Annotated in this window: 17 protein-coding genes; all 17 read left to right on the forward strand. The window is 43.3% G+C overall.

Annotation, left to right across the window (positions count from 1 at the left end):
* Positions 1-48 precede the first annotated feature (48 nt).
* The 17 genes from AVL57_RS05005 to AVL57_RS05085 all read left to right on the forward strand — a co-directional run bounded on the left by AVL57_RS05005 (position 49) and on the right by AVL57_RS05085 (position 22,570).
* A complete protein-coding gene (locus AVL57_RS05005) occupies positions 49-1,956 on the forward strand; it encodes a protein kinase domain-containing protein (protein WP_057791768.1) in 1,908 nt (635 codons plus the stop codon).
* Positions 1,949-2,812, forward strand: coding sequence for an acyl-CoA thioesterase II (gene tesB, locus AVL57_RS05010; protein ID WP_057791770.1), 864 nt, complete (start codon positions 1,949-1,951; stop codon positions 2,810-2,812). The genes AVL57_RS05005 and tesB overlap by 8 nt, the downstream gene beginning before the upstream one ends.
* 53 nt (positions 2,813-2,865) lie before the next feature.
* Entirely contained in the window at positions 2,866-3,384 is a 519-nt protein-coding gene (locus tag AVL57_RS05015) for a gamma carbonic anhydrase family protein (protein WP_057791772.1), read from the forward strand.
* A gap of 629 nt (positions 3,385-4,013) precedes the next feature.
* A complete protein-coding gene (locus AVL57_RS05020; protein ID WP_197483366.1) occupies positions 4,014-5,135 on the forward strand; it encodes a pyridoxal-phosphate-dependent aminotransferase family protein in 1,122 nt (373 codons plus the stop codon).
* A gap of 221 nt (positions 5,136-5,356) precedes the next feature.
* Positions 5,357-6,091, forward strand: coding sequence for an SIMPL domain-containing protein (locus AVL57_RS05025; RefSeq protein ID WP_138118256.1), 735 nt, complete (start codon positions 5,357-5,359; stop codon positions 6,089-6,091).
* 12 nt (positions 6,092-6,103) lie between these two features.
* Positions 6,104-6,565 carry a free L-methionine (R)-S-oxide reductase MsrC gene (msrC, locus tag AVL57_RS05030; RefSeq protein ID WP_057791774.1) on the forward strand — a complete coding sequence of 154 codons (462 nt, stop codon included), beginning with the start codon at positions 6,104-6,106 and terminating at the stop codon, positions 6,563-6,565.
* On the forward strand, positions 6,562-6,852 hold the full coding sequence (locus AVL57_RS05035; RefSeq protein WP_013784069.1) for a hypothetical protein: 291 nt from the start codon (positions 6,562-6,564) through the stop codon (positions 6,850-6,852). The genes msrC and AVL57_RS05035 overlap by 4 nt, the downstream gene beginning before the upstream one ends.
* A gap of 17 nt (positions 6,853-6,869) precedes the next feature.
* The gene (proQ, locus tag AVL57_RS05040; protein WP_057796152.1) at positions 6,870-7,541 is read left to right on the forward strand and encodes an RNA chaperone ProQ; all 672 of its coding nucleotides are present in this window, start codon (positions 6,870-6,872) and stop codon (positions 7,539-7,541) included.
* Between the two features lie 2 nt (positions 7,542-7,543).
* Positions 7,544-9,583, forward strand: coding sequence for a carboxy terminal-processing peptidase (prc, locus tag AVL57_RS05045; protein ID WP_057791776.1), 2,040 nt, complete (start codon positions 7,544-7,546; stop codon positions 9,581-9,583).
* 86 nt (positions 9,584-9,669) lie between these two features.
* A complete protein-coding gene (locus AVL57_RS05050; protein ID WP_057791778.1) occupies positions 9,670-11,004 on the forward strand; it encodes a sodium-dependent transporter in 1,335 nt (444 codons plus the stop codon).
* 23 nt (positions 11,005-11,027) lie between these two features.
* Positions 11,028-12,509 (forward strand): Na+/H+ antiporter NhaC, encoded by a 1,482-nt coding sequence (nhaC, locus tag AVL57_RS05055; RefSeq protein ID WP_082604918.1) that lies wholly within the window; start codon positions 11,028-11,030, stop codon positions 12,507-12,509.
* Between the two features lie 33 nt (positions 12,510-12,542).
* On the forward strand, positions 12,543-15,191 hold the full coding sequence (gene pepN, locus AVL57_RS05060; protein ID WP_057791782.1) for an aminopeptidase N: 2,649 nt from the start codon (positions 12,543-12,545) through the stop codon (positions 15,189-15,191).
* Entirely contained in the window at positions 15,169-15,411 is a 243-nt protein-coding gene (locus tag AVL57_RS05065; protein ID WP_057791783.1) for a DUF2835 family protein, read from the forward strand. The genes pepN and AVL57_RS05065 overlap by 23 nt, the downstream gene beginning before the upstream one ends.
* A gap of 256 nt (positions 15,412-15,667) precedes the next feature.
* Positions 15,668-17,731 (forward strand): DUF1302 domain-containing protein, encoded by a 2,064-nt coding sequence (locus AVL57_RS05070; RefSeq protein WP_057791786.1) that lies wholly within the window; start codon positions 15,668-15,670, stop codon positions 17,729-17,731.
* Positions 17,732-17,743: 12 nt separating this feature from the next.
* Positions 17,744-19,111, forward strand: coding sequence for a DUF1329 domain-containing protein (locus AVL57_RS05075; RefSeq protein WP_057791789.1), 1,368 nt, complete (start codon positions 17,744-17,746; stop codon positions 19,109-19,111).
* A gap of 78 nt (positions 19,112-19,189) precedes the next feature.
* Positions 19,190-20,236, forward strand: coding sequence for a WD40/YVTN/BNR-like repeat-containing protein (locus AVL57_RS05080; RefSeq protein WP_057791791.1), 1,047 nt, complete (start codon positions 19,190-19,192; stop codon positions 20,234-20,236).
* Between the two features lie 15 nt (positions 20,237-20,251).
* Entirely contained in the window at positions 20,252-22,570 is a 2,319-nt protein-coding gene (locus AVL57_RS05085; protein WP_057791793.1) for an efflux RND transporter permease subunit, read from the forward strand.
* The last annotated feature ends 59 nt before the right edge of the window (positions 22,571-22,629 follow it).

The raw sequence follows: 22,629 nt of genomic DNA on the forward strand, positions 1-22,629 counted from the left end.
CGATTTAAAGCACTCAAGCGTAAACAATCACAGAGGTAGGCAATTGGCATGTCTCAGATAAAAGGGTTAACGCATTTTTATATACCCGATGAGCAGTCTATTTATTTGCTCTCACATGCTGATGCCAAAAAACTTAAAGATTGGGTAGCACTGTGCATCGACCAATTGGCTAGTTTAGGCTACCGCAATATCTCGTTATTGGGAAAAGGGGCGTTTGGGTTTGCATTTGCAGGTACAGCGCCTAATCAAAATTTAAGCTCGAACTCAAGTTCAGATTCACGTGCTAATAGAAACCCAAACACACAAGAGCACGTCTTTAAGTTTTCTCGAATAAATCTTCCTCAGCATGTACAAGAACGGCTTGAGGAAGAAGCTTTCATGCTATCTCAAGTTTCCCATCCTTATGTGCCTGCATTGGTTGAATATCAGCAAATAGGTAAACAATCTATTTTGGTGATGGGCCGCGCCCCGGGCGATGATTTAGAAAAAGTCAGTTTAGCACGGGGGCCACTCCCGCCAAGGATCATCGTCAAAATAGCGGTACAGCTTGGCGAGTTGTTACAAGTATTTCGAGAGCACACTCAAAAAGGCAACGCCAAACCTATCGTTCATGGCGACATTAAACCTTCTAACTTGGTATGGGATGAACCTAAAGAGCGCATCGGGCTTATCGATTGGGGTTCATCCGTGTTTGCACAAGTAGACGAAAATGGTCAGTACACTAGTAACAATGTGATGGACTTGATGTCTAGCGAGCTTCATCAAACCAACGCCCGATTAGGTGATGTCTATTTCATTGGGGAAGAGCAGCTAAACGGTGCGCTATCATCCCCACGTTTCGATGAGCAAGGTATGGCAAGCACGCTATATGCTTTAGCGTCGGGGCAATCATGTCGGTATGGCCATCACGTTATTCGCCCTTCATCTCTTGGACTGCCAAAAATGTTAGCGAGCATTTTAGAATATATGCTTAGTGACGACCCCCAAAAAAGGCAACAAGGAGGAGACTACTTCTTCAATAACTTGCACGTGCTAAAACATATGGTGTTTTCAGAAGATGCAGTACCGCAGTATATACCCAGTATTCCTACTTGGATCACGCACTCGCAAGATGACATCGAAACCGTTGTTTATAGTTCTCGTAAATCTTATTTGCGCCAGCAATCTGCATTTGAAGATGCTTCATTACGTTATATCGATGATGCCCAGTTCGATCGGTACTACAAAAACTTTTTGCAAGGAATGGGCGATACCGAGAAAGCGTTTGTGTCGGCAATTAGTCGGCTAGGCCGTTATCCTGTTGTCGGCGGCATGGCAATTCGCTGGGAGCCTAACGGCGTTTATGTAGACTCCAGTTTAAATTTACACGATGCGGCATTAAAAACCGCCTTCGAACTTGCGGTTAACAATGTAATCAACCTTGCTCGCGCCATCCATAAACCAGGGGTATTTAAGTGTTGCATGTTTAACGCTAAAAACACGCTTCACATTGAGCGAGAAACCGAAAACGATGCTTTTTTACCAACACCGGAATGTGTAATACCGTTTGATTTATCCCGTGCCTCAGTGGCACAAGATGAATCCAGAACTCATTCTTACTTTGAAGATGGTGACGACCCAGACGAGCTTTTGAAGTTACCTGAGCCCATTATTGCTATTATCAAAGAGCTTAATACTATTCACCATACGGGCTGTATTATTTTTGAAGCTTTAAGTACTCATTTAAAGATTCATAGTTATTACACATTGCTCAATCATCACGAGAAAGAAAGATTTTCTGAATTATTAGCCAAGTTAGTGGAACATGTGCCGTCAATAAAAGGGCTAGGCATTTCAGGCTTTATGAAGTTACCCTATAAAGACACGCGATTTTTTGAGCACAGGGCGTATTTACCAGAAAAATACTACCCAAGAAACCCGAACGCTGAGCAACAAGAGAAAGAAAAGCATGCCTGAGGTTAAATTATCTTCGTTATTTGAGTTAGAGACTGTTGAAGCGGGTTTATATCGCGGACAAAGTTGGGATTTGGGCTTTCGTGCATTATTTGGCGGTCAAGTACTAGGGCAAGCGTTAGCTGCCGCTTATGAAACAGTAGATAAAGACCGTATAGCCCATTCATTTCATACTTACTTTTTGCTTCCTGGCGATGCAAAGAAACCTGTGGTCTACGATGTAGAAGTGGTACGAGATGGCCGTAGCTTTTCTGCCCGAAGAGTAAAAGCAATCCAAGATGGTCGAAACATCTTTTACATGACGGCGTCATTCCAAGTACCTGAAAAAGGTATGCATCATCAGCAAGCAGATATGCCTGACGTGCCGCCGCCAGAAGAAGTGCAGTCTGATATCGAGTTTTATGAAAAAAACTTCGACAAAATTGCCCGTCCTATGCGAGAAGCATTAAGTTATCATCGCCCGGTGGATATTCGTACTATAGGTGCGGCGAACTCCTATCAGTCTAATCGCCAACCCGCTAAGCGCTATATTTGGATGAAAGCAAGAAACGAGCTTGCACCTGAGATCACACTGCAACAAGCAGCGTTAGCGTATGCTTCTGATTACCATTTCTTAAGTACGTCATTACAGCCACACGGCATTTCAGTTACCGACAAATCGCTACGTATTGCGACTATTGACCATGCTATGTGGTTTCACCGCCCCGTTAATATGAATGAGTGGTTATTGTATGTAATGGAAAGTCCATTTAGTGGCGGAGCAAGAGGTTTGGTGAGAGGTCAGATCTTCACTCAACAAGGTGAGTTAGTAGCCTCTGCAACCCAAGAAGGCTTGATGCGACAAGTCGATGTCGACTAAATGACATTTTGTTGTGAGAGCACAGTTTTTTAAATTATGTACAAGGAACGCTTATGCAATATTCACTTGAAATGTTAACGCCTGAGTGTGATAGCACCAGTTATATTGCCCCCGGCGCACATGTTATTGGCAATGTGATATTAAAACCCCACAGCAGTGTATGGTTCAATGTGGTTATTCGCGCAGATATGGACGCGATTACGGTAGGAGAGCTTACTAACGTACAAGACGGGAGTGTGCTCCATACCGACTCCGGAATTCCTCTTACTTTAGGTAAAGGTGTAACCGTGGGCCATAAAGTTATGTTGCATGGCTGCACGGTAGGTGACTACTCTCTCATTGGCATTAATGCTGTAGTGTTAAATGGCGCGAAAATTGGGAAGTACTGCATTATTGGCGCAAATGCATTAATTACCGAAAATATGGAGATTCCAGACTACAGCTTAGTGGTGGGCTCGCCAGGAAAAGTGGTAAAGCAGCTTGATAGTAGTGTAGAGGAAAAGCTTCAAGCATCTGCTGCGCATTATGCGCACAATGCAACACATTATAATAAGCATCTTTCTGAGGTTTAATCAGTGTACACAAGCCTAATAATAATGTGCTCTATGGGATAATGGCTAACCGTTATTATCCCGTTTTTTCACTACTATCATTCATTATGCTCAAGACCATTCATCGTACCCTAGAATAACCTTTTCCCTCTTTGCGCCTACTGTTCCTCTTTATTTTCCCCACTATTTCAGCGCTATTGTGCACCGAAAATGCTGCGCTTTTCATAAAAAATGCCCAGAACATAGGTTCTGGGCATAGGGGAATGGCTCATTGCTGAGCCGTGCGCTAACTATTGCAAGGGAGAAGTGCATGCAAATTCTTTCAAACGGATAATAACTATAGTTCATATTTGTTTATTTTATAAACTAAACATTGTGAAATTTATTTTACAGACCCTCTAATCCAATTAAAATGAGAATAACCTTCGGATAATCATAGGCTTCATACTGGTCGGAGTTTCTGATCTATTCGATTTTTCTTTACCCTCATGATACCCACGGGTTATCCACATCTTACGCAAGCTCGACAAGATTATGGCGCAAGACGTTTCCATTCATATAAGTTATGTTCATAACAAGCTGTTGTACCCAGCCGTTAAGATTGTAAGAATGCAGATACGCTATTATTACTATTATTGCTAAGGACTGATATGCAAACGCACTCTACTTTTCTTCCGCCTGAGCGCACTTTAATGGGGCCTGGTCCTTCAGACGTGAACCCTCGTATTCTCAATGCAATTGCCAGACCGACTGTTGGTCATTTAGATCCGCTATTTATCGAGCTTATGGATGCGACCAAACAGCTTCTTCAATACGCATTTAAAACTGAAAATGCATTAACAATGCCTATTTCTGCGCCAGGTTCTGCGGGGATGGAAGCTTGTTTTGTTAACCTTGTTGAGCCCGGCGATAAAGTGTTGGTATGCATTAACGGCGTGTTCGGCAACCGTATGGTGGAAAATGTTGAACGCTGCGGTGGTCAAGCCATCGTAATTAAAAACGATTGGGGCAAGCAAACCGATTTAAACGCGGTAGAAGATGCACTTAAAAAAGATGCAGATATTAAAGTGCTTGCATTCGTACATGCAGAGACGTCAACCGGCGTGGAAAATGATGCAAAACATTTATGTGAACTTGCAAAACAGTACGACTGTTTATCGATAGTAGACGCCGTTACCTCTTTAGGCGGTATTGAGCTAGACGTAGATGGGTGGGGCATTGATGCCATTTATTCTGGCTCCCAAAAATGTTTAAGCTGCGTACCGGGTATTTCACCGGTATCCTTTAGTGACCGCGCAGTGCATGTTATTCAAAACCGCAAAACTAAAGTACAAAGCTGGTTTTTAGACATGAACTTAATTGTTGGCTATTGGGGGAAAGGGGCTAAGCGTGCTTATCACCATACTGCACCAGTAAACAGTATGTATGCATTTTATGAAGCCTTACTTATTTTAAAAGAAGAAGGCTTAGAAAACGCATGGCAACGTCATCAAGCCGGTCATAACGAGCTGGTGGCTGGACTAGAAGGCTTAGGTCTCTCGCTTGCCGTAGATGCCGAATATCGTCTCCCTCAACTTAATGTAGTCAATATTCCAGATGGTGTTAATGACGCTGAAGTTCGTTCAAGGTTACTTAACGATTTCAATTTAGAAATTGGTGCGGGTTTAGGCGAATTTGCAGGTAAAGTGTGGCGCATTGGATTAATGGGATATGCCTGTAAGCCTCGTAATATTGACCATTGCCTCACATCCTTACAAAAAGTATTGAAATAATAGACTGAAAATTGGTGCATAAACATTCATAAAATATAAAGTGGGCCATCGTGCCCACTTTTTATTTTTGCCCTTTAAAACAAAAAATAATGCTTTTTATTAAAACTCACGTATCAGTTAACTCGCCTGTTTTATGAATGATTTAGTTGCGGTTCATAATACGTTCACTTACCGTTACTTATGATTTGCCTGAATTAATGATAATGAACACGGAGTTTTGAATGAATTCAATCAGTAAACTAGCGGCGCCTTTAAAACGTATTAACGCACGCAAGCGCTTATCACCGATGGTATTATTAACGGGTATAGTTGCCACAATGCTAAGTACGGCATCAATGGCGCAACAACAGCTTATTCATGTACAAGGCACAGGCGCAATGTCAGTTACGCCTAATGCGTATTCAGTGACCTTTGTTATTGAAGAACAAGGCGAAACCGTTGGGAAGCTTAATACTGCCCTTGCGTCGGATTTACGATCTGTTGTTAGCTTTTTGCTAGAGCAGGGCATTGAACGTAACGACATTCAATCTATGCAGGTTCGTTTAACACCACGATACGTGAACAGTCCTAACGGCCGAGTGCAAGAAGGGTTTACCTTAAGTCGCGAAATATCAGTGACTGATTCCAATATTGAAAACTATGATAAAGTGTTGGACGGTGTACTAGGACGGGGTGTCGATCGTATTCAACAATTTTCGTTTGTTAGTACAACGCAAACCAACGCATACCAAACAGCTTTAGTCGCAGCGGTGAAAGATGCCAAGGCGCGAGCAGCACTTTTAGCGAAGGAATTAGGCGTTGAAGTGGGTGAAGTAGTTGCAATCTCTGAATCTGGTGGCAATATGCCCGTTCCAGTTATGCGCGCAGATGCGTTTGCTAAAGAAATGTCTGTTTCTTTACCAGGGCAAGAAACCGTTGAAGCGCGCATAAACGTTAGTTTTACTATTATTCAATAGCAGGGTAACCGTTTGAAAGAAGAACAATACGCCCAGTTAATAAGCCAGGCGAAAAGCCTGGTTGCTGGTGAGCACGATGTCATTGCCAACATGGCGAACATCAGTGCACTACTTTTTAACCATCTCGATAAGGTAAATTGGGCTGGTTTTTATTTTTATAAAGAAGCGCAATTAGTGTTAGGTCCTTTCCAAGGACAACCCGCTTGCATCCGTATTCCTATGGGGAAGGGGGTGTGTGGTACTGCCGCTGAAACCCGCACAGTTCAGCGCATTGCAGATGTTCATGCCTTCTCTGGCCACATTGCCTGCGACGCCGCTTCAAACTCCGAAATTGTCATTCCTCTTGTGGTAAATGGCGAACTAATTGGTGTTTTAGATATCGATAGCCCAGAATTTTCTCGTTTCGACGAGCAAGATGAGCTTGGGTTGTGTAAAATAGCCGATATACTTATTGAATCTCAGCAATCGTTATGAAATACAACGTTGACATCCATGTAGTACTATCTACTTATGAAGATATGGAAGACAATCATGATGACCCTGATGAAGCGTCAGAACGATTAAATTTCGTACTTCACGCAATTTATGATAGGGCCGATGAAGATATTGAAACTCATCGGCTTGAACAATTATTGCAACACGGTTGGGAGTCTTGGCAACAAGATAAACATTTATTAGAAATTGACGATGACGAATTACTCGATTGGGTTGACCACGCGCTGGCAACTTGGGATGATGAGAGTAATGAAGAAATCTCTTGAATAATTTAGAAAGTTTAATGGAATCACCAGAAAAGTTTACTAGCAGTAAGGAAGTTATCGCTTTCCTTTCCGAGACCTTCCCTAAATGCTTTAGTATTGAAGGCGAAGCCCTACCACTTAAGATTGGCATCTTTCAAGATCTAGCCCAGCGTTTAGAAAGCGAAGAACGAGTGAGTAAAACATTACTTCGCTCTACACTTCGCCACTATACAAACAGCTGGCGTTACCTCTACAGCATCAAAGAAGGCGCTAACCGTGTCGACTTAGATGGTGTTGAAGGGGAAACTATTGAGAAAGAGCATGCCGATCATGCACAGAAGCAGCTAGAAGAAAGCAAAGCGAAAGCCGCCGAAAAGCGTAAAGCTAAGCAAGCTCAGCAGCCTCAAAAGAAAGAAAAACGTCAATTTGCACGTCCGAAATCTTCTGGTTCGGCGCCTGCAGGCAGCAACAAAGAAGGCCAGCAGGGAACTAAACCGAAAATTCAGAGACCAAGTAAAACACCACCGGCTAAATTGACTGATGCCGATATGCAACAAGGTACGAACGTAACGGTTAAATTAGGTAAAACACCTATGCCAGCCGTTATCACCGAAATTGCCAAAGACGGTATTCATGTTCAGTTAGACTCAGGTATGGTGGTAAAAGTAAATGCAGATGCTTTACGTTTGGCACGCTCCAAGAGGTCGTAAATATGAAAGATATCCTTCGAATTTCCATTGCTAGTGCATTTCTTACCGTTGGGGTAGGCGCTGGTGCAGTCACCACAACCCCAGATGTTGAAGAGCTTCCCGTTCTTCAACAAGAGACACAGCATAGTGTTGCAGCAAAACGCGTCAGTGCGTTATTTACCCGCGCTCACTATAAAGAAATTTCGTTGGATGACGTGTTATCAGCACGTATCTATCAGCGCTTCATTGAATCTTTAGATCACAACAAACAAGTTCTTTTATTGTCTGATGTGGTGGGTTTCGAAAAATATCGAAACGCTTTCGATGATGCGTTGAGCAAGGGCAACCTTTCTGTCGCGTATGACATGTATAATGTAAGTGCGCAGCGTCGTATCGAACGCTACGAGTTTGCGTTAGCTATGCTAGAGAAAGGGCCTTTTGATTTTGAAAAAGCCGATGACAAATTTTATTACGATCGCGAAGAAGCCGAGTGGCCTACTAGCAAAGATGAGTTAGATGAGATTTGGCGTCAACGTGTTAAGTACGACGCATTAAATCTTATTCTTGCTGATAAAACGTGGGAAGAAGCAAAAGAGCTTCTTGAGAAACGCTACACACGTTCTATCAAGCGAACTAAACAAACCAAAAGCGAAGATGTATTTCAAATTGCTATGAATGCATTTGCGCGTACTATCGAAGCTCACACGAGTTATCTTTCACCACGCAACGCTGACCGATTCCAAATGGAAATGAATTTGGAATTTGAAGGTATTGGTGCGGTACTTCAAAGCGAAGAAGATTACACCGTAATTAAAAGCGTAGTGCCGGGCGGTCCTGCCGATGAATCTGGGGCGTTAAAGCCAGAAGATAGAATTGTTGGTGTGGCTCAAGAAGATGAAGAGTTTGTTGATGTAGTCGGCTGGCGTTTAGATGAAGTCGTAGAGCTTATCAAAGGGCCAAAGGGCAGCGCGGTACGCTTGCAAGTTCAAAAGGGCGCGACAGATGCGAAAACCATGTCTGTGGTTAGCCTTACTCGCGACAAAATTAAGCTTGAAGACCGAGCTGCACAATCTGAGGTTTACACGCCTGAAACTGGGCCTCACGCAAATGAGCCTTTAGGTGTTATTACTATTCCTAGTTTCTACAACAACCTACACGCCGATGTCGAAAAGGAAATAAACAGCCTTAAAGCACAGAACGTTAAAGGTATTATTGTAGATTTACGTGGCAATGGTGGTGGTTCTTTAACAGAAGCGACATTACTTACCGGTCTTTTCATTGAAAAAGGTCCAGTGGTGCAAATTCGTTACGGTCAAACTAAAGTTAGCGTTAATCGCGATACCGACGGAAAAGTATCTTACGATGGCCCGTTAACGGTTTTAGTAGACCGCTACAGTGCGTCGGCGTCAGAGATTTTCGCCGCTGCAATGCAAGATTATAACCGCGCGCTGATTATTGGTGAACAAACCTTCGGTAAAGGTACCGTTCAACAACACCGTGGTTTAGGTAAGATTTATGATTTGTACGACAACCCATTAGGTAGCGTGCAATTCACCATCGCTAAGTTCTATCGTATTGATGGTGGAAGTACGCAGCATAAAGGGGTAGTGCCTGATATTCTTTATCCTTCAGCAATTGAACCTGCTGACTGGGGTGAGAGCCAACAGGATAACGCATTACCTTGGGACAGCATTAACCGCGCAAATTACACTACATTTGCTGACGGCCAAGCTGCACTTGACGTATTAACGGCGAAACATAATAAACGTATTATGCAAGACCCTGAGTTTTCTTATATTCACGACGATATTGTCGAGTACAAAGAAAACAAAGATAAAAACTTTATTTCATTGGTAAAATCTGAACGTGAGTCAGATAAAAAAGAAGCTGAAGATAAAGCTCTCGAGAGAGCCAATGAACGTTTACAGCGTATGGGTAAAGAATTAGTTAAAACACTTGATGACCTACCTGAAGATATGGAAGAGTTAGATCCGTTCTTAGATGAAGCTGCCAACATTACTTTTGATATGATAGAAACCGGCAGATACGCAATAACACACTAAAGGTTGATGACAGGGGGCTGGTCAGTGGCCAGCCCTTTTTTTGTGTCTGATAAACCTAACAACAATAATAAATAAAGGGAAATCACATGGCTATCAGAGGCGAGTTTTCTTCTCGAATCGGGTTCGTGCTCGCAGCAGCGGGCTCAGCAGTTGGACTCGGTAATATTTGGGGGTTCCCCACCAAAGTAGCAACGAATGGAGGTGCTGCTTTTGTGCTTGTTTATTTACTTCTCGCGTTTGTTCTTGCATACCCCGTTCTCATGGCCGAGCTCATCATTGGACGAAGCTCTCGTTCTAACATGGTAGATGCGCTAGGCAATATTTCTGGTAACTTCATCGGTCGTGCAACCGGTATTTGGGGTTGCATAACAGTCTCACTTATCTTGGCGTTTTATGCCATCGTAGGCGGTTGGATGCTTGTCTATTTCGCAGATTCTGCTGTTAATATGGTGGGGTTACAGTCTGCAAGTGATTGGTTGTTAACATCTTCAGTTACGCGTAACGTTATTTTTTGCTTTATATTCATGGCGTTAACCGCTTTTATTGTTGTGGGTGGTGTGAAGTCGGGAATTGAGAAATGGTCAGTTAGGTTAATGCCTACATTGGTACTTCTTATCCTAGCCCTTATCGTCTATGTAAGTTTGCAACCTGGCGCCTCTGATGGTTGGAGCGCGTATTTGGTACCAGACTTTACCCGTATTCTTGACCCCGATTTGTTAATAGATGCCATGGGCCAAGCCTTTTTCTCCATGTCATTAGGTGTGGGTACCATGCTAGTTTACGGTTCATACCTAAGCAAAAAAGAAAATTTGCCCACCATTGGTGCTTCCGTTGCATTAGTGGATATCGGTGTTGCCGTTATTGCCGGCATGCTGATTATTCCGGCCATGTACGTTGCGCTGCACAATGGTGTAGAAATCTTTACGCCTGAGGGAGCCTTAATTCAAGGTGACTCGCTTATTTTCAAAGTGTTGCCAGCCTTGTTTGATACAATTGGCGGGGTAGGTGTGTTTGTTGCATTTACTTTCTTTGCGTTAATGGCGATAGCCGCTGTTACCTCTTCAATATCAATGCTTGAAGTGCCTGTGGCATATATGGTGGAAAGCAGGGGCTTGGTACGTAAAAAGGCGGTAGTGTTAATGGCAGCCATTATCTTTGTACTTAGCTGCATCATCATTCTTAATTTTAATGCACTGTTTGGGTTCGTTATTGCCCTTACCACTGAGTACAGTCAACCACTACTTGGCTTAGCGTTATGTATATTTGCCGGATGGGTGTGGCGCAGAGATGCCATTTTAGCTGAGCTTAAAGAAGGCGATGCAAACGCGGAGCAGGGTTTGTTTTGGAAGATTTGGCCTTGGTATGTACGCTTTGTTTGCCCGGTTATTATTGCGCTAATGTTTTACCGCTCAGTTTTTTGATTTAAGGCTTAAGAATAATAAAAATGACAACGACTAAAGAATTTAAAGAACCTTCATTATTTGACGCGCTTATTCCCATTGTAGCCCTTGTAGTTATGATGGGTAGTGCGGTTTATTTATTTGCTGATAATTCATCGTATGGGCCTAACCAAATTGCCTTATTACTGGCGATGGGTCTTGCCGCCATCATTGGCATGAAAAACGGGTACAGCTGGAAAACCATTGAAAAAGGCATTGTTGATGGAATCTCAATGTCGCTCGGTGCGTGCTTAATTCTATTGGCAGTAGGTTCGCTTATTGGTACTTGGATGTTAGCCGGTACAGTTCCTACGCTTATTTATTTTGGTCTAGAGCTATTAAACCCTTCATTCTTTTACGCTGCCGCGTGCTTAATTTGCGCCGTGGTTGCTATGAGTATCGGAAGTTCTTGGACTACCGCCGCTACAGTGGGTGTTGCATTGATGGGCGTGGCTGCAGGTATGGATATGTCTGCTGCGATTACCGCCGGTGCCGTTGTATCAGGTGCTTATTTCGGCGATAAAATTTCTCCGCTTTCTGAAACCACAAACTTAGCGCCCGCCGTGGCAGGTACCGATTTATTTGAACATATTCGCTACATGCTTTGGACTACCGTTCCTAGCTTTATTCTAGCGCTTATTTTGTTTGTAATATTGGGCTTTAGCGAAAGCGGTGATGCTAAAGCAGATCGCATCGAACAAATGCAGTTATTGTTAAATGAGTCTTTCGATCTAAGCTGGTATTTATTAGTCCCCCTTGTTGTATTGCTAACCCTTGCGGTTAAGAAAGTGCCAGCGTTTCCTGCTGTGTCTATTGGCGCATTATTAGGTGCAATATGGGCAGTGTTATTTCAAAGTGATGTAGTTGCTAGCATGGCAAGCCCTGACGACAGTGCCAGTATTGGTGCATTAAAAGTAGTTTGGACGGCCTTGTTTGACGGCGTGAGTTTCTCCACCCCTGATGAAAACTTGAATAGCTTGCTTTCACGTGGCGGTATGTCGTCTATGCTCAATACGATATGGTTAATTATTTGCGCTATGTCGTTTGGTGCGGTACTTGAAAGAGTAGGGCTATTAAAACGAGCAGTATCCGCTATTTTATTAGGTGCTAAGTCGGCCGGTGATATGGTAAGCAGAACTATTCTTACGTGTTTTGCGACCAACTTGGTAACGGCCGATCAGTATATCTCTATTGTGATGCCAGGGCGCATGTACAAAGAAGAGTATGAAAAGCGTGGTTTGCACCAACTAAATCTATCTAGAAGCCTTGAAGATGGCGGAACGTTAACATCGCCACTCATTCCTTGGAACACGTGTGGTGCCTACATGCACAGTGTGCTGTTGGTAAACCCATTCGACTATGTTTTCTATGCGTTCTTTAACGTAATAAACCCAATTCTTGCTATTATCTACGCTTACTTAGGAATTAAAATTCTTCGCCTAACACCTCCAGATTATGCAAAGCAACCTGGCGAAGCAAACCAATAATAGTTGCGTAGACTTTCTGTTTTAGGAGACTCTATGTCAGTTACAGCTAAACGCCGGGCGGATTATCTTCCGCCCGCTTTTTCTATCCCGTTAGTCGACCTGACTATTTCCTTACATCCCACAAAAACTGTGGTAAAGAGTAAACTTAGCGTTAAGCGCAGGCTTACTAAAGATTCGGTTAAAGACACAGAAAAAAATGACGGAAACAAAAGCCAGCCCCTCATCTTAGATGGGAATAAGCTGTCACTTGTTTCTGTTCATATTAACGGTACACCTTTTAGTGATTACACCTTAGATGATGAAACGTTAACGCTAAATGTAGATACCGATGATTTTGAATTAGAAATTGAAAACCACATCGACCCAGAAAACAACAAAGCACTAGAAGGCTTGTACCTTTCGGGCGGTGCTTACTGTACGCAATGTGAAGCAGAAGGCTTTAGGCGCATTACCTTTTTCCCAGACAGACCCGATGTATTGTCAGTCTATACGGTGAAAGTCATAGGGGATAAATCGTTCCCCATGCTGTTATCAAATGGTAACCCGATAGAACGTGGTGAAAACCCTGATGGTACGCACTTTGTTACGTGGCACGATCCTCACCCTAAACCCTGTTATTTATTTGCATTAGTGGCAGGCGACTTCGATTTATTAACCGACACCTATATCACCACCAGTGGTAAAGAAGTAGCGCTAGAGTTATATGTCGACAAAGGTAAGAAATCTCAGGGTACTTTTGCCTTAGCGTCGTTGAAGCGGGCCATGAAATGGGATGAAGACGTGTTCGGTTTGGAATACGACCTCGACATATACATGATTGTGGCGGTCGACTTCTTTAATATGGGCGCGATGGAAAACAAAGGCCTGAATGTATTTAACAGCAAATTTGTTCTGGCCGACCAAGACTCTGCGACTGATGATGATTTCTTTAATGTAGAAGCTGTTATCGCGCACGAATACTTCCACAACTGGACTGGTAACCGCGTAACGTGCAGAGACTGGTTCCAGCTCAGTCTAAAAGAAGGGCTAACAGTGTTTCGCGATCAGCAATTTAGTGCTGACATGACATCACCGCTAAGTAACCGTATTAAGCATGTACGTGTGATGCGCGAGCACCAGTTTGCAGAAGATGCCAGTGCAATGAGCCATCCTATTCGCCCTGAAGAAGTTATTGAGATGAATAACTTTTATACGGTGACGGTATACGATAAAGGCGCTGAAGTTATTCGCATGTTCCATACGCTATTAGGGCCGGAAGGTTTTAGGAAAGGAATGGATGAATACTTCCGTCGTCATGATGGCCAAGCAGTTACGTGCGATGATTTTGTTTCTGCCATGCAGTCAACTACGGAGTTAGATCTTACGCAGTTTTCTCGATGGTATAGTCAATCTGGTACACCGCAAGTATCCCTTGCTCACAATGTTACCAGCAATGAAACGGGTTATGTACATACCTTCACCGTAACGCAAAATACGCCTAGTACAGCAGACCAAAGCGAAAAGCTTCCTCTGTATATTCCTGTAGGTTTTGAGGTTATCGATGAAGACGGTAATCGATACCGTGATGATAGTGGCATGATTCAAAACGACTTACTCATTGTCGATGCACCTGAAATCACGATTACTATCACCTGTGATGCGAAGAAACTAACCCCAGTACTACTTGGTAACTTTTCTGCACCAGTAAAAGTACATAATGAGCTCGACACCGCTTCATTACTTACTATATTTGCCCACTCGCAAGATGCGTTTAATCGTTGGGATGCCATGCAGACTTTATATAACCGCTGCATCAGTGAGTTATATGAAAACCCTACTGCTACGATAGACAGTGGTATATGGGCGGGAATTCACGCGGCAATAGACAGCGAAATTGATAATATTGAGCTTTTGAGTGAATGCTTAGTGATACCTTCATTTGAAACCTTGTGTCAGTCTCGAAGCAATATTAGTGTGCAACCACTCATCGATGCACGAAAAGCGTTTTGTCGTCAGTTTTCTACCCAGTTGGAAGCAGTACTTCTAAATGCGTTTAACGGTATAGCCACTCAGGCCTATAGCTACCAGCAAGATGCAGTTAATGCTCGCCGCTGCAAAAATGTATTGTTGTCTCATTTGGCACGCTTACCTCAGCATAAAGACTTGGTGATATCGCAGTTCGATAAGGCCGACAACATGACCGACACTCTAGGTGCGCTTAAAGCAGCGCAATCACTACCGGCCGATGCCTTTGAAAGCTTAATGGCTAAGTTTGAAGAAAAATGGCGTCACGATCCGTTAGTGCTAGATAAATGGTTTGCCTTGCACGCAACTCAACCTCGTGAAGATATACTGGCTACTATCACTATGTTGAGCGAGCATCCTCAATTTAGTATGGGTAATCCTAATCGTGTTCGTTCACTTATTGGCAGTTTCGCTTTCTATAACAGCGAACGTTTCCATAACTTAGGTGGAGAAGGGTATAAGTTTGTTACCGATTACCTTATCAAGCTAGATGCCCTTAATCCTCAAGTTGCAGCACGAATTGTGACTCCACTGATCCAATGGCAAGGGTTTGCAGAACCCCATCAGGCATTGATGAAAGCACAGCTAGGTCGATTGTTAAATCATAAGGGCTTAAGCAAAGATGTGTTTGAGAAAGTGAGCAAAAGTTTGGCGTATGACAACCATTCAAGCCACTGATACCGTTTATTACTTTTCTGTTAATGTGCCTTACATTCAATGTGAGGCACTGTACTCTGGCGCTTTGCCTACCGTCGTTATGGTGGCGGAAAATGGCACCAGCGTACAAGTCCCCTCTACTAGAATAAAACAGTTCATTACCTCCCAAGGTGTTGTGGGGCGTTTTCGCATGATTGTAGACGCCAACAACAAAATTAAAGCCTTCGAACGCTTACGCTAAAGCCCTAAACCTTTACCTTTGGCTGCTTTTTGTGCATATATTTTTACGATTCCGCCAATTACTTACACCTTTCGGATAAGTTGCTTTTATAGTCCCCACAAAGCAATAACTATTTGATACGATTAATGTTGTAAATTTTGTTAACTGGTACGATTACTTCTTGCGAAAGTGGCAAAATGATGTAATCATTTTGTTAATCGTTATGGTTGATCACGATGTCACGCAGCCTTGTGCGTCGACTAGGGAGTATAAAAATATGATAAATAGGCCTCGCGCTTTTAAGATGTCACCTGTTGCTGTAGGTGTGCTAACCCTGTTGGGTGCTGCCGCACTTCCTGCTAATGCCGCTAATTGGCAAGTAGGTGATGTTAGCATTTCTCTTGATTCTACATTCACAGTGGCTACCAGTATCCGTACTGAGTCTAGAGATTACGATCTTATCGGAAATAGTAATCATGCACAGTTTGATTGGTCAGGCTATCACGCTGCATTCAATCCACTCTATCCTAGTAGCGACGTTTGGGCGTTAGCTGACGGCGGTTATTCAACCAATGGCGACTTAGGAAATTTATCTCATGATCCAGGTGATGCATTTGCAACACAAATTTCAGGAAACCATGAGCTAGATATTAATTTTGGCGATTTCGGTTTCTTCGCACGTGGTTTCTGGTTTTACGATTTTGAACAAATGGATGGTGACCGCCCTAATTCAAATGCTATCACCGGTGTTCAATACGATCACTGTCAAGATCCAGAAGCAGAAGATTTATTATGTACCGATGTGCGTCTTTATGATGCCTTCTTCTATGGCGATTGGTGGATTGGCGATAAGCCGTTAACCCTTCGTGTAGGTCGTCAAGTTATCAGTTGGGGTGAAAGTACTTTCATCCAACACGGTATCAATACCACAAACCCAGTAGACGTTACCCGTGCTCGTGCACCAGGTGCGGAACTTAAAGAAGTATTTATTCCAGTGGGTATGGTTTATGCCTCATTAGGACTAAGCGATACATTAAGTGTGTCGGGTTACTATCAATATGAATGGGAACGCAGTTGGTTACCTGTTTCTGGAAGTTACTTTGCTGGTAACGACTTTGCGGGCGAGGGCGGTCAGCGTCAAAACGTCCAGTTAGGTTTCAGTGGTAACCCTGATATCGATTTAGACCATTTGTTAACTGCACTTAACGGCTACGGCGATTTGTTGCGTGCTGGCGGAAATTCTGCAGATATTGCATCTGCGTACTTAGCGTACCCAACTAAAGTGGCTATTCGTGGCTATTCTGATGAAGCGCATAGAGATGCAGACGACCAAGGGCAATACGGTTTGCGTGTTACTTGGTTCGCTGAAGCGCTGAATGAATCTGAAATCAGTTTCTACCACATTAACTACCATAGCCAACGTCCACTTATCTCAGGTGTAACGTCTGACTTTACTTCAGAAGGTATTGCATCAGATTTGGCTTTCATTGCAACTAATGAAGTGACCCGCGATAACATTACGGAACTGGGTGCATTCACCAAATCTGAGTTTTATTATCCAGAAGATATTAAATTGTATGGCGTAAGCTTCAACACTAACGTTGGCACAACCGCTTTAGCCGGTGAATTTGCTTACCGTGTTGATGAACCTCTGCAAATCGACGATGTTGAACTACTCTATATGGGTATGCCTCAACAACTTGCTAATGCGGGTCTTCGCCCAGATTTAGACGGTATTTCTCAGTTAGGAAACATAGGTAGAGATGTTGGGCCAGGTGAAACCGCTGAAGGCTTCTTGTTCTCAGACACGTGGCAAATGCAGTTAACTGCTTCTCACGTTTACGGTCCTAAGTTTGGTGCTGATAACTTCGTACTGTTGGGTGAACTGGGTTATGTCAATATTGTTGATATGCCAGATCCCAATGTAATTCGCTTAAATGCGCCAGGTACAGCACGTACACCGTCGCTAGAACCTACGGCAAGCGGCAATAACCGTGAGGGTCTGCACATTGGCCTTTCCGATGGTCCAGAAACTAACCCATTCGCTACTGATGATGCATGGGGTTACCGACTACTGGCCGTTGCTGATTGGAACGATATTATGGCGGGCGTTAACCTTCGAGCTCGTGCTACGTTCTCTCACGATGTAGAGGGTACAACACCAGATCCTCTCTATGTTTTCACCGAAGATGTTAAATCTGCGGCACTGGCATTAACGTTCGACTACTTAAGCAAGTGGTCAGCAACAGCCTCTTATAGTGCATTCTGGGGCGGCGTTGGTACCACTAACGCATTGTCAGACAGAGATTTTATTTCGTTTAACATCAAGTATTCAATCTAAAGAGTGATGTATATGATTAGAAAAATAGGAATTATTGCAACAGCGCTTTCAATGGCTCTAACTGGTGCAAGTGTTCACGCTAAGGTTTCTGAAGAAGATGCCAAAAAACTAGGCGGTGAATTAACCCCAATGGGTGCTATACAAGCTGCGAATGCTGATGGAAGTATTCCAGCATGGACAGGTGGTATTACATCAGCACCTGAAGGTTATTCAGTAGGCGATCACCATCCAAACCCTTTTCCAGAAGATAAGGTGTTATTTGAGATAACGGCGTCGAACTATAAAGAATATGCTGATTTCCTTTCTGAAGGTCAGAAAAAGTTGTTCGAAGCGTACCCTGATACTTACCGCATGCCGGTATATCAAACCCGTCGTTCAGCATCTAATCCGCAAGCCATCTATGATGCGACTAAGGTTAATGCGACTAACGCAGAATTACTGGATGACGGAAACGGCATAAAAGGCGCTGTATTAGGTGTTCCTTTCCCAATGCCTCAAACAGGTATGGAAGCGATTTGGAACCACATCTTACGTTATCGCGGTGCTGCCGTAGAACGTAACGGTGGACAAGCTGCGGTGACAACATCTGGTGACTACAACGTTATCGGTTTTGATGAACAATTAATGATTAAGTATGCTGAAGAGGGTGCTACACCTGAAAAGCTAACTGAAGAAAATATCTTGTTCATGTTCAAGCAAAAAGTGACTAAGCCAGCACGTTTGGCAGGTACTGCTTTGCTAGTACACGAAACCGTAGACCAAGTTAAAGAGCCACGTAAAGCCTGGACCTATAACACGGGTCAGCGCCGTGTACGTTTAGCCCCTAACATTGCTTACGACACGCCAGGAACTGCGGCAGATGGTCTGCGTACTACCGATGACTTCGATATGTTTAACGGTTCTCCTAACCGTTACAACTGGAAACTTGTTGGTAAGCAAGAGATGTTTGTAGCCTATAACAACTATGCACTGCATTCAGATAACGTAAGTTACGATGAGATTCTTCATGCTAATCACGTTAACCCTGATTTAACCCGTTGGGAAAAGCACCGTGTTTGGGTGGTTGAAGCCACGTTGAAAGAAGGCTTCCGTCACATTTATCAAAAACGCGTATTCTTCATCGATGAAGACAGCTGGCAAATTCAAGTTGCTGATATGTATGATAATCGTGGCGAGTTGTACCGTGTTGGTGTAGCTTATGGAGTGAACTACTATGAAGTACCTACACAGTGGTCAACCCTAGATGCCTATTACGACTTAAACTCTCGCCGTTACTTGGCCATCGGTCTTGATAACGAAGAAGCCATGTATGACTTCTCGATTCGTCCAAGAGACGTAGAGTTTACGCCTCAGGCGTTACGACGAGAAGGTAAACGCTAAGCGTTTTGTGTTAAGACGGTTGGCAGTGCCAACCGTTTTTGTTTTCAGACAATTAAATTTTAGGGAGAATGGTTAATCATGAAAAAAACCATTGCAGCGTGCATAACTGCAGCACTCGCAGCAAATTACTCCGTAACTGCTTCAGCAGAAGATGCCTATATTGCACCCTTAGTTGAACAGTCAGTTTTGCTAGATATTGACGCTGATAAATTTGTCGTTGTTGTCGGAGAACGCGGTCATATTCTTATTTCAGAAGATGGAACGGCTTTTAATCAAGTTGCCGTGCCCACCCAAGCGACACTCACTGCAACGACTGTAGTGGGCGATAATATTTGGGCGGTAGGCCATGATGCCACCATCATTCACTCTTCAGACAAGGGCCAAAGCTGGGAAATCCAGAATGTTCAGCCCGAGCTTCAACGTCCATTTTTAGATGTACTTTTCTTTGATGAAAGTCACGGCATTGCTGCTGGCGCTTATGGCCTTTTCTACCGTACCACTGATGGCGGGAAAAGCTGGGAAACTGAGCGTCATGCTAGTTTACTAGACCCATACGATCGTGAATATTTGGAAAGCGTTAGAGAAGAAGACGAAGCGTTTTATCAGCAAGAATTAGAATCTATTTTACCTCATTTAAATCGTGTAACACGCGATGGCGAAAAGCTATACCTTGCTGGTGAAGCGGGTTTATTAGCTAGCAGCGACGATATGGGGAAAAACTGGGAACGTTTTGAAGTTGATTACACTGGCTCATTTTTCGATATTAGAGCGCTTGATGAATCAACGCTACTGGCTGTAGGTCTTCGCGGAAATATTTTTGTTTTGCGTGACCAAGGTGAATGGGAATACGTAAATTCTTGTTCAACCAGTACGTTAAATTCAATTTTACTGTCCGATAACGACACGGTGGTTGCCATGGGTAATAACGGTATGATGGTGTCAGCCACTCGTCCGCTTCCCGTCAGTAATCACGATCCATACGCAAACCCTGCAAACTGCGAGCCTGCAAAAGGTATTACAGTTACACAGGTTGAAGATAAAGCTGCCATGTTAAATGCCGTTAGCTTTAATGGCCACACCATAGCTGTTACCGCGAATGGTATAAAAACGCTAAATACAAAGTAGGGTGGTTTCGCTTTTATGACCCATTTCATTGAACATCTTGTTTTTTCTAACCGTAAATTGGTGGTAGCCCTTTTTGCTATCGCAACAGTATTTTTAGGCTTTCAAGCATCGCAAATGCGACTTGATGCCGGTTTTGAAAAAAATATTCCGCTTAATCATGAGTACATGAAAACCTATATTGAACATCGCCAAGATTTCGGTGGTGCGAACAATATCTTAGTTTCTGTTTGTGATAAGAACGACAATATATTCAATCAGAACTTTTTCGATACGTTAAAGAACGTACACGACCAACTATTTTTTATAAATGGTGTGAACCGTTCTCTTGTTATTTCACTGTTTTCTCCTTCTACCCGCTTTACTGAAATTGTAGAGGGTGGATTTGCTGGCGGGCCGGTTATTCCAGCAGACTTCAATTCAGCAAACCCAGCCGCGTTAGACTTAGTGGCTGCGAATATTGAAAAAGCCAATATTGTTGGTCGTCAGGTAGCCAGCGACTATAGCTGTGCCATGGTGACAGCGCAGTTACTGGATATCGACCCACAAACGGGTGAACCGTTAAATACACTTGCGTTAGCAGCTGAGCTTGAAGAGCAACTTCGCGGCGAGTATGAAAACGAAAATATTTCTATTCATATTATCGGCTTTGCCAAGATGATTGGTGATGTGGCCGATGGCGCGAAAGACGTATTGTTGTTTTTCGCTATTGCTATCGCAATAACAGCCATCATGGTGTACTTCTTCTCTCGCAGTATCATGCTGACTATATTGCCGTTACTGTGTTCTGTCATTGCCGTAATATGGCAGTTAGGTTTACTGACTTCGTTAGGCTTTGGAATGGATCCTATGTCCATCCTAGTGCCGTTCTTAGTTTTCGCTATTGGTGTAAGTCATGGCGTGCAAATGATTAACGCGGTAGAAAAACGTGCGGTAACAGGAATTGGTGCAAAACGTGCGTCTATGGCGGCGTTTAGAAGCTTGTTGGTACCAGGGGGCATAGCCTTACTTTCTGATACGGTCGGTTTCATGACCTTATTGGTTATCGATATAGGTATTATTCGTGAGCTAGCGATTACAGCAAGTATGGGTGTTGCGGTTATTATCTTAACCAACCTAATGCTGTTGCCGGTACTCATGAGCTTCTTAAAGCTTGATAAGAAGTACGTTGATAAGTTTGCAGGCAAAGAAAATAGTAACTCCCGCTTTTGGGCCATTATTTCTGCGTGTTCACGTAAAAAGCCAGCAGCCGTTATTTTAATTGTTACCGCCATCTTATTCGGTTTTGGGCACTATCAAGCACAAAACATGAAGATAGGTGATTTGCATGCAGGCGCACCGGCGCTTCATGAGTCTTCACGTTATAACCAAGATACCTTCTTGATTACCGACAAGTATGAAGTCACAGTAGATTACATTTCTATTTTGGTGGAAACCACGCCTGAAGCCTGTACGTCTCACAGCGTTATGAAAGCAATGGATGATTTCCAGTGGAAAATGGAGAACGTTCCAGGTGTGCAATCTGCTGTATCGTTAGCATCTGTAGCTAAGATAGTGAACGCGGGTTATAACGAAGGTAATGTTAAATGGCAGGTTCTACCTCGTAATCAACAAACCTTAGTACAAGCTATTTCTCGTGTGCCTACTTCATCTGGCCTATTAAATGGTGATTGTTCTGTCATGCCGATTATTCTGTTTATGGAAGATCACAAGGCAGAAACCATTTCTCGAGTGGTAGATGCAGTAAAAGACTTCCGTACTGAATATGAGACTGATGATATGTCGTTTAGTCTAGCGTCAGGTCCAGTAGGGGTTATGGCAGCGACAAACGAAGCGGTAGAGGCAGCACAAGATCCAATGATGGTTTACGTCTTTGGCGCTGTTATCGCCCTATGTTTAATTAGCTTCCGTTCTATACGTGCAACCTTAGTGGTAGTCATTCCGCTGTATGTTGTATCTGTATTAGCACAAGCGCTAATGACGTATCTGCAAATTGGTCTTACGGTATCAACCTTGCCGGTTATTGCGCTAGGGGTGGGGATAGGTGTTGACTATGGTATTTATATCTTATCGACGAAGAGCCTTATGCTTAAACAAGGTGCGACAGTACAAGAAGCTTACTTGGCTGCGCTAAAAGAGCGTGGTAGTGCGGTATTGTTTACCGGTATTACCTTGGCAATAGGTGTGAGTACCTGGGTATTCTCTTCACTTAAGTTCCAAATGGATATGGGTATTTTGTTGACCTTTATGTTCGTGGTGAATATGTTAGGTGCAATTATCGTACTTCCAGCACTGGCTAGATTCTTGTGGTGGAATCGAAACGACCCCGGTGCATAATATTTTTGCATAGCTAATCATAAAAAAGGGCCGTAAGGCCTTTTTTTATAGGCGTTTTT

This window comes from Alteromonas stellipolaris (assembly GCF_001562115.1).
Taxonomy (GTDB): Bacteria; Pseudomonadota; Gammaproteobacteria; order Enterobacterales; family Alteromonadaceae; genus Alteromonas; species Alteromonas stellipolaris.